Genomic DNA, 12,897 nt, shown 5'->3' with positions numbered 1-12,897 from the left:
GTATCGTTCTTCTCGGCTGAGGTGCTTGTACATTGGGCAATTTCGATTTGGCGGTTAAAGCGGCCATGATGCTCTCGCATCCTCAGCCACCTATAACCAGTTCATCTTTGTTGCACTTCGTCCTTGAATCCGCCAAATGAATCATCAACAGGCTATTCCCAGTAGTTCTGATTGATGATTTCTGCAAACCGTCGGCAAACTCGAACAGACATGGTTTTGGGTGATGCACTTGTGCTGACCTTGCCCTTGCCAGCTGGTCCCTCATAGTCGTAAAACGACTGACTCGTCCCCGAGACATCTATTTGGTAGGACACAATGCGATATTTTTCGCCGCTTGGACATTGGCCTACGAATATGAAGGTGTCTTCATCGTTGCCCAGCGTTGTTTGAAACTTTGGGGTGTTTGTGATTTTTGCACCGGCATAGGGAGCTAATGCCATGCCTGCCAGCAAGCATACTCCCAGCAAAATACCTGTTTTCAATCGGTTCATGCAGTCTGGCTTCGTAGGTTGAATTTAGACTAGCGATGCTAGAGATGCCGATTCAATAGCTCAATACAAAATTCGCTCTAGAACCAACGGAGTAGGCCCCTAGATAGATGGGTGCTATTTGTGGAGGCCTGTTTCACACTGCCACCTTGCTTGTGAGTAAAAACCGCAAGATTGAGTGCTGTGACTGTTACTACAGTGGTCTCGTTCGTGCGAAAACAGCCGACAAAGCACGTTCACAGACTAGGGCTCTGCAAAGTAGCTGGCGTGGAGTTCAAACGTAGATCGATTGTTCTCATCCAAACGCTTAGACACGATGACCTCGCTTTTGCTATACACATGAAAAAGCCCCATCAATTTTTAAGTGATGGGGCTTAGATGTACGTCGTTGCTGGCTAAGCCAGTAGACAGAAAATTAGTTCAGCGTGATGACGTCTTTAATGGTGGAAAGTGCGGCAGGTTGCCCCATGTGGTTAGGGTCCAAGATGATGCGCTTGGTACTTGTAATTTTGTTCGTGTTTGGTGTGTGCCAAGTGGTCACAATGGCGGTTCGGCCATCTGCATCGCTAGGTACGTATGTCACTCGGTTGAGTTGAGACCATGAACACTGGGGGGCGCAGTCAAATAGGTCTCCAGTGGTAATTGAGTGATACGACACAACCAATGTTTCCGTTCCTGTGGCCGTACAAATACGGTCGTTATGGGTGACAAAACTATCGTCGCCCACCATGGTGACGCTTGATGGGCTAAAGCTCATGCTCCAACCTTGAACGAAGTTGTTTGAGCAGTAGCTGTTTGTGACAACATCGGTGGCGGTTTTCCCATTCACGTTCAACGTGTAAGAGTCATTGGCTGATGCGATTGAGCCCATGAAATGAGTGATGGCATCTTGTATGGTTGCCAAACTTCTGCCACCTGCATAGGTTGTCAAAAAGCTTGCGACTGTTTGGTCCGCTTCAAATGCAAACAAATCTTGATTGAAGTTCACGTTAAATGTGCCCGTGAAAGTCGGCAATGTAATGCCGTTGGCTGGATTGGCATCAGTGTCAATGGCCATCAAGAAGCGGACTAAATTTAATGAGTAATCAACACCGATCGTGTCGTCATTTGTGTCGTATGGGGTCAGTGTCGTGTGCGCAGGCACTGTAGAGATTTGTTGACCATACAGCTTGAATGTCACTGTCTCGCCAGACTTGTACTTGAACAAGCCGCTGGCGTCTGTTGTGCCACTCTGCGTTGCTGTTGTGTAAGTCAAACCAGCAACGGCTGCGTCCACAAACTTACCATTTATAGGGGTGTCAGCAGTAGCACCGCCACCTCCTCCGCCACATGCAAAAAGCGATGACAAAAGAGTTGCGCTTAGCGCAATGCGAAGTGAGGTGTGCATTTGAACGTCCTACAATCTGTTGAAATTATCAACAGTATAACGTTATATATTTTCAAACAAATAATGTTTTGCGCTGGCGTTGAGTTTTTTGTGGCCTCATGCCTGCTGTGCGTACTTACTTTGCAGCCTGAAGCAGTGCTTGGCCCAGAGCATCAAGGTAGCCAAGTCCCTGTGCACTGGGCACCAAGTACTGAGCGCGACGGTTGTCACCTTGGAATTCCGTGGCAACGTAGCCCTGCGTTTTTAGCGCTTCGATTTTGCGATGCATGGTGGCAGGTGATGCGATTTCACCCAAAGCCATGGCATCGGTCACTTTGAGTGGGTTGCCTGATGCGTGAGATTGGGTAATGACCTCAAGCAAACGTAAGGCTGTAGGGTCAAGCGCATCAATGCCTGCATCCTTCTGAAATGCATTGACCAGCCCAATAAAACGAAGATAAAAATTACGATCAGCCATGACTTAATGGGGAGACGCACTCAGCATTTAATACGTCTAGCTTAGCCTAGAACGGATGAATTTGGCTCGGCTGAGATGGTGAGAAAAACTTTTGAGCGAAAATGAAAAAGAGCAATTTTGCTTCAAATGACAAATCTTGTGAAAGTCAACGCTTGCGTCAATTGTCAGATATACGTTGGACTCAATTTGCCGTTCTTGTTGTTGCAGGGATGGGATTTGGCTTGTCATTTCGACTTAACCAACTCCTAGACAGCTACTTTGTATACACCCCGGGCATTAGTCTTTTGTTCATACCAGCAGGTGTCAAGCTGTTGTTAGTTCTGGTGGGGCGACTTCCCGCCGTGATGGGCATCTTGATTGTGAGCGTGTATTTGGGGGCGGGGATTTGGCCTGACAAATCTATGGTCACTGTGTTCAGCTTTGCCTTTGTCAGCTTGATGACTTACCCCATTGCCTCGTACACAGTCATGCGAGCGCTGGGCATTCACCGCGACCTATACAACTTGCGCTACTGGCACATTGTGGTGCTGTCATTGGTAGCAAGCGTACTCAACGGCATCGTGCATAACGTTGCCTACTTGATGGAAGGTGTATCAGCCATTGAGGCTCAATGGAGCAATAGTGCTGCCATGGCATTGGGTGATTTTCTGGGCTGCTTTATCGTGGTGTCGCTGTTTCACACGGCCACCTTGTTTTTGAGCAAGAAACCGCAAGATTGAGTGCTATGACCGTTACCGCAGTAACGCTCTAGCGCCAGCGTAAATTAAATCGACGCTCACAGCACGGTGGAAAACTAGTTTGCAAACTAGTATTTTTGACCGAAAAGAACGCAAAACTCACCATGGGTTAGCTCGTGCAATCGTGCTCATCGGCAGCGCAAGGCCTAGTCAGTTGGAGTTGCCGCAGCACGAACCTTGAGCTTGAATGGGTGGGCATTTGACTGAGCCATAGCTACAAAAAACGCAGCAATCACCCGCCAGAGGACGGAGCAGAACTTTGCAGTTACTGCATTCATGGAAAAACAGACAAGCATCGGTAGGCATTTCCATCTCTTGGGCATGTCCGCATTCAGGGCAGGTCAGCGTGGAGTGTGTTTGCATCAGCTCAACACTCATCCGTCCCATGCCCAGGCGCCGCCTGCGTGGGCACATGGTGACGCAAGCCCACTTGTTGGTTCTTCTCATCTACGAACACCAATTGCGGTTCATGCTTAGCCACTTGGTCTTCATGCACTTGCGCAAACGAAGCAATGATCAACAAGTCACCCACACTCGCTCGGCGAGCCGCTGAGCCGTTGACCGAAATCATGCCCGAGCCACGCTCGCCTTTGATAGCGTAGGTGATGAAGCGTTCGCCGTTGTTGATGTTCCAAATGTGGACTTGTTCGTTCTCACAAATGTTGGCGGCGTCGAGCAGGTTTTCGTCGATGGCGCAGGAGCCTTCGTAATGCAATTCGCACTGGGTGGTGGCAACGCGGTGAATTTTGGATTTGAGCAGGGTGCGGAACATGGCAAAGCAGGTTGAAACTAACAATCCCGCCATCATAGTGGGCCCGCGCTTGTCAATCAGGGCCGACTGGGTGTTGATCAGTGGCTAGTAGACGGGCGCGTGTGGCCATCACATCGCTCAAGGGGTTGGCCCGTGCTGCCGCAATTTCAGGGCTTGTGTAGGGCACAAAGGTTTGCGGCGCGATGTCGGTGGCCAAGGTGGTCAGCACCCAGTTGGTGACTTGGGCTACGTCTTTGTCATTCAGGCCTGAACCCATCACGCCGGGGACTTGGACCAAAAATTTGCGGCCTTCGGGGTGTTGTAAAAATCGACCCAAGCGCCGCATGTCGGGCACTTGCCCTTGCTCAGAGCCAGAACCATCCATGCCGTGACAGCCTGCGCAGTGCAGCACATAGAGGCTGCGTGGGCTGCTGGTTTTGGCGACCGACTCTGCATGGGGCCGCACAGGGGCAGCGGTACCCAATACACCTGCGCCAGTCAACGTGGTACACAGGGTGGTCAGTACTGTGGCAAAGGCGTTGCGCAGGTGCATTCAGCGTAAGCCCAATAAGGCTTGTCGTCGTTGGCGCGTTTGAGGTGGGCTACCTGCCGTTTGTCGGGCGGTCGCAAGTTCGGCGGCGGTGAAAGGTGGCTCGGTTTCAGCGCTGTTTTGCAACACACGCACATGTTGGGCCAGCAATGCTAAATTCGCATCGTCGAGTTGTGACGCAAAGGCAGGCATGCTGCCTACAAATACTTGACCATTCACCTCAATTCGACCCGATAGGCCCTTGGTCAAAACGGTGGGTAAGTATTGGCGGTCTTTGCCTAAGGTTAGCCAGTGCGCGCCTTTGAGTGCTGGGGCTAAGCCGACTGTGCCGCTGCCATCTGCTTGATGGCACGCGCTGCAATGTGCTTCAAACAAGGCGGCACCTGGGGTTTGTGCCCCAATGCTTTGACTGGCGAAAGCGCAGGCGAGTGCGAGAAGACGGTGCTGCCAACGCATCAGGCCAACCCCACGATGATGGAGGTGGTGCAGTGAAACATTGAGCTGGTATTGGCCATGCACCAGTTGATGTCGTTATGCACACCCAGTCGATAGCCCGGGCGTTCGCGCTCGTTGTTATTGCACAAGCATTCGCCGCACGAGCCTTTGCCGCAACAGTCGTTGTAAGACACCAAATAGTGGCGTCCGTCTTCTGGGTTCAAGCAGGTACCCACCCAGCTCACCTTGGACGCTTCGGTGCCCGGCGGGCATTGCGTCAGCGAGCCACCGCAGCAGGTGCACAAGTAGCCGTCGAATGCGCAGTAGCGCCAGTACTCGCATTGCGTGGGGTCGAGGTTGGGGGCAGGCTTTTTGGGTTGCGCCGCGTTGGCGGACATGAACTGTCCGCTGCGGTCAAAAGGCAGCATGGGCAACACAGCACCGCCCACCAAGGCCACGCCAATTTTGGTGATGAGGCTGCGTCGTCCGTGGGTGTGGGCCACGTTGCGAACCGACCGTTCGGTGAATCGGTCCAGAAGTTTCAAAAGCCATTGCATGACCGAACTCCTTTACGCGGGCGAGCCGCTGAGGTATTGCTGAATCGTGGGGGTTTGCATGTCGTGTGCATTGAGCAAGCTGTCGAGCTGTTCACGCGAATTCACCAAACCTTTGGACACCACCACGCCTTGCTTGTCGAGCAACACGGCGTAAGGTAGGCGCGACACGCGGTACTCCATGCCGAGTTGGGTCGACAGCACATAAGGCATGTCGCCCAAACCTTGTTGTTGCACAAACTGCAAATGCTCAGACGCTTCACCATCGCTGGCTAAAACAATGCGCAGGTGTTGACGTTCGTCCTGTGCGACAGCCTTGAGCACGGGCAGCAGTTTTTTGCACACAGGGCAAGTGGGTGACAAGAAGAACACCAAATTGGGTACGGCTTGTTCGCCACCAATTTGAACCGCTTCCGATTGGATGCCCGTCAGCTGAAACACCGGCGAGGGTGCGCCCACGGGTGGACCCGAGTCGGTGACCAAGGCCCCCATCGGTGCGACGCGCTCAAACAGCACACCCACTTGCCGCGAGATGGCCCACAACAGGACGGCCAACACCAGCACCGCGACCCACAACAAGACCACAGAAATTGTCAAAGCGTTCATCACAAGCTCCCAGAAAACAGACGCTGGCGCAGCAAAGCTTGCTGCATCAGTACTTGGTGAATGGCGGTGTAGAGCACCACCATCAGCAACACGGCGGCGACCACCACGCCAAAGTCGACCCATACCAACTCGCGCATGTCGGCGGGTTGACTGGCGGACCATGACAAGGCGATCAACAAGGCGTTTCGCAGCACCAACACCCACGATATGGGCAGAGCTTGACCGCCACAGCCGCAGTCGATCACACGGCGTTGCAGCAATTGCAAGGCCATGGCCAAGGCGTAAACGCCCAAGAGCAGTGCGGCCAAGCCAGCACCTAAGTCGCGCCATGGCGAAAGAAGCGCCCCAGCCGTAAAACCCTCCAACGCGATCACCGTGCGTGCCACGCTGGCACGCGCGTTCACAGGCACGCCATAGCCTGCCAAGTGATGCACCAGCAAATCGAGGTCGGTCACTTTGAGCAAAGCCGCATGGGCAAACAACACGGCCAGCGCTGCTGCTGCAATCACGACCCACAAAGGGGTGTTCCAGATCATGTCCATGTCGTGTTCCTAGTCGTGCGATTCAAGGTGCATCGACGACTCGCCCGCCTTGACGACCGTGGTTTGCACGCTTTTGGGGCCCATGTCTGACCAGCGCCAAATGGTCATGCCACCGCGTTCGCCATCTAAGCCCTGCAGACGTTGGCCGTCCCTTGAAAAGGTGAGCGAGATCGTGCCGCGTCCAGGGACCGTGCTCAGCCGTTTGCCGCTTTGCAGGTCAAAGGTCCACAGCTGTTGGGCAGGGCGCTTGTGTGTACCTTCGCTGCCTTGGGCGTGCATGGCGACAACAAGGCGTTGGCCGCTGGGGTCGACCGCGAAATTTTGGTAGCCGCCTGGACGCCAGCCTTGACGTGCAGCCGCCGCATTGACCAAGGAGCGTGTCTGACGCACAACGGCCACGGGGCCGCTGACATCGAGTTCGGTGAGTACGCCTTTAAAAGAGACAAACCAGTAACGATCGCCCACCTGCTCGGCGTGGTGAAACCATGCATCCAGATCGGCGTCAAACAGCTGGGCAGTGGTCTGACGATCCGTCACTTGGCCTTGTTCGTTGAGCGTGACCGTGGCCACTTTGCCGTCGCCGCATAGCATCGAAAAACGCATGGCATGTGTGGCCGATGGCAGCACACCCCAGCAGCCGGGTGTGGCGACTTCGGTGAGCACTTTGCGTTGGGTCAAGTCCACCACGGTGATCGAGGTGGCGGGCGTCGCGTTTTGTACCAGCACCCAGTTCCCTGAGCTGTTGGTGCGCACCAAGCCTCGGTAGTTGAGGGCTTGGGCGCGTTTGGGCGGCAAGATCACCTCGTACTTGAAGCCCAAGCTTTCGGTGTCGTGCACCTCCAACACGTCGGTGCGATCCCCGCGTGAGCTGCGGCTCAGGTGCGTGGTGGCCACGTATAACTCGTGGGCTGCTGGATTGACGGTGAAGTTGCCGGCGTACGCGGTGGACACCATGCCCAAAAACTTGCCCTGTTGGGCGTCAAATACCCGAATGCGGCCGTCAGAAATATGGCCAATCGCGATGTCGGCGACGTACACCCGTTGTGTGGCTTCTCGCGCGATGCGGCTTGCCGTCAAAGTCTCAGCGGCTAAGGGCTCCATGGTCGCCTGCGCGGCGGGTGCGGCGTGACACAGCAAGGCCCCAGCGGTCCACGTCGCCCCCAGTGCGCAGCGGGCTAGCCAACGTGGCGCATGGTGCGTGGTGAATATGTGCAAGCTCACAAGCCCCTCCTTCATCAAAATTTGTTTCATCCTAAGAAGGCGTGGGGTTGACGCGCTATCGAGATTTGGCACAGTTGATTCGGGGTTTGTACTAGGGCACGGCTGACTAAACTCACACCATGTCCAACACCTGTGTTTCTGACCATCGCTTGGGCGGCCCCGCCACTCAGCCTTGGTCACGCTTTGTCACCACCCACGACGCGCATGAGCAAGCGCAGGCCCAAGCGGGCTGGTCGCTGCAGTACGACCAAATGTCGTGCGGCAAATTTGTAGGGCAAGTCCATCTGATGCAATTGCCGGGTGTGAGCTTGGTACACGAAGGGGCCAACCAAGCCATTCGACAACGCGGCGATTTGGGCGATGACAGTTATTTGTTTGCCTTGCCAGCTTCGGCAAACGCAGGTTCTGCCTTGTTCTCTGGCGCTATGGTTGGTCAGCACGACATCATGGTGGGGCCCAGCGATGGCCTCGATTTGTGCAGCCCTGCCCACTTTCATTTGATTGGCATCGTGGTGGATGCCGAGCTGTTGGCGTCGTTGTGGGCCCGAACCCATCACCCATCGATGGCGGCGTGGGTGTCACATCAGCGTGTGGTGTCCATAGGGGCGGAGCGTGCGCAGTGTTTGCTGGCTTTGCACCAGCAGATTTTTCAGTGCAGTCAATCAGGCTTGCCATTGGCGGCCACCACCAAAGCGCTGGAGATCTTGCGCGATGACGTGATTTTGGCGTGGATCGACGCCTTGCCCGCCACTTGCGATGTGTCCGATGTGCGTGCCGCCAGCATGCGCAAAGCCGTGGTGCACCGCGCGTGTGATTGGATGCTGCAAACCAGCGACGACGAAGCACTGTCCATGCTCGACATTTGCAAACGTGTGGGCGTGAGCAGCCGCAAGCTCAATTACTGTTTCCAAGAAATTTTGGGCATGAGTCCGATGAAGTACCAGCGCATCACGCGGCTCAACCGGACGCAGCAAGCGCTCAAGCAAGCCCATGACGGACAAAGCGTGTTCGACATTGCGTCACGCTGGGGTTTTTGGCACATGGGCCAGTTTTCGCAAGACTACAAACGCCTCTTTGGTGAGTTGCCCTCGGCCACCTTACGGGCTTCTGCATAACGCTCGTTTGACGTGAGCACGGGTAATCCCGAGCACGAATTTGCCAATTTTTGATAGCCCTTGTGCCGCAGCGCCGCCATGCTTGGGGTTTTGACACACCTTGTCTCTGCGAAGGACTTTTATGCACTTGTTCACCTCCACCAAACGCACGTTCATGTTGGCGACTCTCAGCGCTTTGGCGCTGTCGTCTTGGGCGCAAAACTACCCCAGCCATTTGCTCACGATGGTCGTGCCTTACCCCGCAGGTGGCGGTTCAGACTTTGTGGCGCGACAAATTCAACCCGAGTTGTCCAAACAATTGGGGCAGCAAGTGATGGTGGAAAACATTGGCGGCGTGGGTGGCGCTTTAGGCGTTCAGAAAGTACTGAGCGCCCCTGCAGATGGTTACCAATTGGTGCTGGGTTCGCCCATGGAACTGATGCTGGCTCCCTTGGCTATGAACGCTGTCAAGTACAAACCAGAAGACCTGAAACTGGCTGCGCAATTGGTGACCACCACCATGGTGCTGTTGACCCGCAAAGACTTACCCGCCAACAACGTGAATGAGTTGATTGAGCTGTCCAAAAAACCAGGGGCCAAAGAACTGTCTTACGCCAGCGTGGGTCCGGGTTCGCTCTACCACTTGGTGGGCGAGCGCTTCACGCAACTCACCAAAGCCAAAACCCTGCACGTGCCCTACAAAGGCATGGCGCCCATCTTGACCGACTTGATGGGCAGTCAAATTGACATGGTGTTCATGCCGCTGGTGGGCAACGTGCCTGCCTTGATCCAAGAAGGCAAGGTCAAGGCCTTGGGCATCACCGCCAAGCAGCCTTTGGCACGCTTTCCACAGTTGGAGCCTTTGGCCATTAACAAAAACTTAGAGGGCTTTGAGTTCGATTTGTGGGCAGGCATTCAAGTGCCTAAAAACACCCCCGCCGATGTGACCGCCAAACTCAACAAGGCCATTTACGATGGCTTGCAAAACCCAGACGTTCGCAAAGCCTACGAAGGGACCGGCAACTCCTTGCCCAAGCCCATGACGCCCGCAGAGTTGGACAAGCTTTACGTTGCGGAAATTGCGCGTTACCAAGCGATTGCGAAATCGATCAATTTGCAACCGCAGTGACGCGCAGTTTCAGCCAATCGCTGCCCGTACGAAGCTCAGCGCGCCCCCCTGATGTTTGACAGGGCCACTTCGCTGCTGCGTCAACTCAACGCCGGACACACCACCAGCGTGAGGCTGCTAGAGCAGCACATCGCCCGAGTCGAGCAACTCGACAGCTGCATCAACGCCGTGGTGGTGCGACTTTTTGACGCTGCTCGCGAACGCGCAGCGGCAGCTGATGTGGCACGCGCTCGGGGCGAAGACTGGGGGCTGTTGCACGGTCTGCCCATGACCGTCAAGGAAGCGTTTGATTTGCCGAGCACGCCCACCTGCTGGGGCATTTCGGACTACCAGGAAAACATCGCACATCAGCCCGCTGTGGCCGTGAAGCGCCTGCTGGACGCTGGTGCGGTGGTCTTTGGCAAAACCAATGTGCCCGTTGCGCTGAGTGACTGGCAATCGTTCAACCCTGTGTACGGCACGACCAACAACCCTTGGGATCTGAGCCGCAGTCCGGGTGGCTCATCGGGCGGATCCAGTGCCGCGCTGGCCGCAGGCATGACCCCGCTGGAGTTGGGCAGCGACATCGGTGCCTCCATCCGTAACCCGGCACATTACTGCGGTGTGTATGGCCATAAGCCCACTTGGGGCGTGGTGCCCATGCAAGGCCACCAGCTGCCGGGGATGCGCTGCATTGACAGCCTGGACATTGCCGTAGCCGGGCCACTGGCGCGCAGCGCCCAAGACCTCCAACTGGCCATGCAAGTGCTGACCTCGCCGCTCGCGCAGTTCGGTCCGCTGGGCTGGACACCCTCCCAATGGCGAGTGACCGACAAGGCCCCTTGGCAATGCCGCGTGGCCATCGTCTACGACGACCCCGAGGCACGGGTGGACGGCAGCATTCAGGACCAGCTGCATGCACTGGCCGATTTTTTGCGGTCACAAGGCGTGACCGTGCTGGACGACCATCGCCCAGTGGACAGTGCGCAGTCGCACCGCGTGTACATGCACCTGCTGCGCTCAGCCACTGGCGCCTTGCTGGACGACGCGACCTTTACGCGCTTTCAAACACTGGCCGCGCAAAGTGACCCCGCGCAAGACACCATGCGCGAGCGCGTTTGGCGCGGCAGCACCCTGACGCACCGCGACTGGGTCGAATTCGACCAGCAACGCGCCGTGCTGCGTGCCAAGTGGCAAAGCTACTTTGAATCGGTGGACCTGCTGATCACCCCGGTGGCCACGTCACCCGCCTTTTTGCACAACCACCAAGGCGAGCGCTGGGAGCGCATGCTCCAAGTCAACGGCCAGGACCAGCCCCACACCGACAGCCTGTTTTGGGCGGGCTACCCTGGCGTGGTCGGCCTTCCCGCCACCGCCATTCCCATTGGGCAAAGCTCGGAAGGGCTTCCCGTGGGGGCGCAAATCATTGGCAACACGTTTGCCGATCCGCTGTGCTTGAAAATGGCCCATTGGCTCGAAAACGAATGGTGCGGTTTTGTTGCACCTGCACACCTTGGATGAGATGAATTCACATGACCGATATCACCGACCTTAATGCCTGCGAACTGTCCGAATCCATTCACCAGCGTCAAGTCTCTTGCGCCGAAGTGATGCAGGCTTACCTATCACGCATTCATCAACTCAACCCGATTTACAACGCTATCGTCAACATGGCACCCGATGACGTTTTGCTCGCGCAAGCCGACGTCTGCGACGCAGAATTAGCCGCGGGGCAGTCGCGGGGGTGGATGCACGGCATGCCACAAGCCATCAAAGACACGGGTTCGACGGTCGGGTTCCCGACCACCTTTGGTAGTCCCTTGCTCAAAGATGCGATGGCGCAAAAAGACTGTGTGATGGCTGCGCGCATGAAAGCGGCAGGCAGCATCGTGGTGGGCAAAACCAATATGCCTGAGTTTGGTCTGGGCTCGCATACCTTCAACGAATTGTTTGGCGCGACTCCCAACGCGTGGGACCGTCAAGTGAGTGCCGGTGGCAGCAGTGGCGGTGCCGCCGTGGCTTTGGCGCAGCGCATGTTGCCCGTGGCCGATGGCTCAGACTTCATGGGCTCATTGCGCAACCCCGCAGGTTGGAACCATGTGTTTGGCATGCGGCCCAGCCAAGGCCGTGTGCCGTATGGCCCCGGCGCTGATGTGTGGTTAGACCAGCTGGGTACCGAAGGCCCCATGGCCCGCACCGTCACCGATTTGGCCAAGCTGCTGCAAGTGCAAGCGGGCCACGACCCACGCGTGCCGTTGTCGCTGTCGTCACCGTTCAGCGCAGAAGGCTTGGTGTGCGATGCCGCGAAGCTCAAAGGGGTGCGCATCGGTTGGCTGGGCGACTTGAATGGCTATTTGGCCACCGAGCCCGGCATTTTGGAGGTGTGCGAGCAAGCCTTGCAGCGCATGGAAGCGCAAGGGGCCATCGTCACGCCGCTGTCGTTGGGGTTTGACACAGACCGTTTGTGGCAATGCTGGCTGGCGTGGCGTCGCGCTTTGGTCGGGCCGCGTGTGGGGGCGTTGATGGTGCTGCCCAATGCGCGTGCGCAGATCAAGCCCGAAGCGTTGTGGGAGTACGACCATTCGCTGACCTTGAGCTACACCGACTTCTCTAAAGCCAGCCAAACCCGCACCAGCTTCTACCACCATCTGCTCAGTCTGTTTGACAACGTGGATGTGATCGCTTTGCCCGTTGCACAGGTGTGGCCTTTCGCGTTGGCACAGCGTTGGCCGCAACAGATTGGCGAGCGCACGATGGACACTTACCACCGCTGGATGGAGTCCACCATTTACGCCACGTTGGGTGGGTTACCGGCCATCAGCGTGCCCGCCGGTTTTCATGCCACGCAGCCGTGGCCCATGGGGCTGCAATTGATGGGGCGTCCGCAAGGCGATGCGGCGTTGTTGCAAGTGGCCGCAGCCTATGAAGCCGCCAGTGCCGACTTGTTAGCAAAACGCCCCGTTTAAG

The 12,897-nt window shown here is 56.3% G+C and carries 16 protein-coding genes; 5 read left to right on the top strand and 11 right to left on the bottom strand.

The window, feature by feature from the left end; all coding sequences use genetic code 11:
• Positions 1-152 precede the first annotated feature (152 nt).
• The 3 genes from RMS95_RS04740 to RMS95_RS04730 all read right to left on the bottom strand — a co-directional run bounded on the left by RMS95_RS04740 (position 153) and on the right by RMS95_RS04730 (position 2,332).
• Positions 153-491, bottom strand: coding sequence for a hypothetical protein (locus RMS95_RS04740; protein WP_310644044.1), 339 nt, complete (start codon positions 489-491; stop codon positions 153-155).
• 412 nt (positions 492-903) lie between these two features.
• Positions 904-1,875 carry a hypothetical protein gene (locus tag RMS95_RS04735; RefSeq protein WP_310644042.1) on the bottom strand — a complete coding sequence of 324 codons (972 nt, stop codon included), beginning with the start codon at positions 1,873-1,875 and terminating at the stop codon, positions 904-906.
• Positions 1,876-1,990: 115 nt separating this feature from the next.
• Positions 1,991-2,332 carry a hypothetical protein gene (locus RMS95_RS04730; protein ID WP_310644040.1) on the bottom strand — a complete coding sequence of 114 codons (342 nt, stop codon included), beginning with the start codon at positions 2,330-2,332 and terminating at the stop codon, positions 1,991-1,993.
• A gap of 221 nt (positions 2,333-2,553) precedes the next feature.
• Between RMS95_RS04730 and RMS95_RS04725 the strand changes: the two genes are divergently transcribed.
• Positions 2,554-3,051, top strand: coding sequence for a hypothetical protein (locus RMS95_RS04725; protein ID WP_310644038.1), 498 nt, complete (start codon positions 2,554-2,556; stop codon positions 3,049-3,051).
• A 168-nt stretch (positions 3,052-3,219) separates the two neighbouring features.
• On the opposite strand, the gene RMS95_RS04720 is transcribed toward RMS95_RS04725, so the two are convergent.
• From RMS95_RS04720 to RMS95_RS04685, 8 genes are read right to left on the bottom strand one after another with little or no spacing between them, the layout of a single operon-like run.
• Positions 3,220-3,432 (bottom strand): GDCCVxC domain-containing (seleno)protein, encoded by a 213-nt coding sequence (locus RMS95_RS04720; RefSeq protein WP_405023360.1) that lies wholly within the window; start codon positions 3,430-3,432, stop codon positions 3,220-3,222.
• A 4-nt stretch (positions 3,433-3,436) separates the two neighbouring features.
• A complete protein-coding gene (gene panD, locus RMS95_RS04715) occupies positions 3,437-3,841 on the bottom strand; it encodes an aspartate 1-decarboxylase (protein WP_310644035.1) in 405 nt (134 codons plus the stop codon).
• A gap of 52 nt (positions 3,842-3,893) precedes the next feature.
• A complete protein-coding gene (locus tag RMS95_RS04710; RefSeq protein WP_310644033.1) occupies positions 3,894-4,373 on the bottom strand; it encodes a cytochrome c in 480 nt (159 codons plus the stop codon).
• On the bottom strand, positions 4,374-4,826 hold the full coding sequence (locus tag RMS95_RS04705) for a cytochrome c (protein ID WP_310644031.1): 453 nt from the start codon (positions 4,824-4,826) through the stop codon (positions 4,374-4,376).
• Positions 4,826-5,362 (bottom strand): methylamine dehydrogenase light chain, encoded by a 537-nt coding sequence (locus tag RMS95_RS04700; RefSeq protein WP_310644029.1) that lies wholly within the window; start codon positions 5,360-5,362, stop codon positions 4,826-4,828. Before RMS95_RS04700 ends, RMS95_RS04705 begins: the two co-directional genes overlap by 1 nt.
• A gap of 12 nt (positions 5,363-5,374) precedes the next feature.
• Positions 5,375-5,965 (bottom strand): methylamine dehydrogenase accessory protein MauD, encoded by a 591-nt coding sequence (mauD, locus tag RMS95_RS04695; protein WP_310644027.1) that lies wholly within the window; start codon positions 5,963-5,965, stop codon positions 5,375-5,377.
• Positions 5,965-6,507, bottom strand: a complete 543-nt coding sequence (locus tag RMS95_RS04690) for a MauE/DoxX family redox-associated membrane protein (RefSeq protein ID WP_310644025.1) — start codon at positions 6,505-6,507, stop codon at positions 5,965-5,967. Before RMS95_RS04690 ends, mauD begins: the two co-directional genes overlap by 1 nt.
• A 9-nt stretch (positions 6,508-6,516) precedes the next feature.
• The gene (locus tag RMS95_RS04685) at positions 6,517-7,728 is read right to left on the bottom strand and encodes an amine dehydrogenase large subunit (protein WP_310644024.1); all 1,212 of its coding nucleotides are present in this window, start codon (positions 7,726-7,728) and stop codon (positions 6,517-6,519) included.
• A gap of 119 nt (positions 7,729-7,847) precedes the next feature.
• Between RMS95_RS04685 and RMS95_RS04680 the strand changes: the two genes are divergently transcribed.
• The 4 genes from RMS95_RS04680 (at position 7,848) to RMS95_RS04665 (ending at position 12,896) form a co-directional block, all read left to right on the top strand.
• Positions 7,848-8,843: a helix-turn-helix domain-containing protein gene (locus RMS95_RS04680; RefSeq protein ID WP_310644022.1), complete on the top strand. Its 996-nt coding sequence runs from the start codon at positions 7,848-7,850 to the stop codon at positions 8,841-8,843.
• Positions 8,844-8,964: 121 nt separating this feature from the next.
• A complete protein-coding gene (locus tag RMS95_RS04675) occupies positions 8,965-9,951 on the top strand; it encodes a tripartite tricarboxylate transporter substrate binding protein (RefSeq protein WP_310644020.1) in 987 nt (328 codons plus the stop codon).
• 51 nt (positions 9,952-10,002) lie between these two features.
• Positions 10,003-11,451, top strand: coding sequence for an amidase (locus RMS95_RS04670; protein ID WP_310644018.1), 1,449 nt, complete (start codon positions 10,003-10,005; stop codon positions 11,449-11,451).
• An 11-nt stretch (positions 11,452-11,462) separates the two neighbouring features.
• A complete protein-coding gene (locus RMS95_RS04665) occupies positions 11,463-12,896 on the top strand; it encodes an amidase (RefSeq protein ID WP_310644017.1) in 1,434 nt (477 codons plus the stop codon).
• Position 12,897: the final 1 nt, after the last annotated feature.

This window comes from Limnohabitans sp. (assembly GCF_031539175.1).
Taxonomy (GTDB): domain Bacteria; phylum Pseudomonadota; class Gammaproteobacteria; order Burkholderiales; family Burkholderiaceae_C; genus Limnohabitans.
This window is presented reverse-complemented; position numbering and strand designations above follow the sequence as displayed.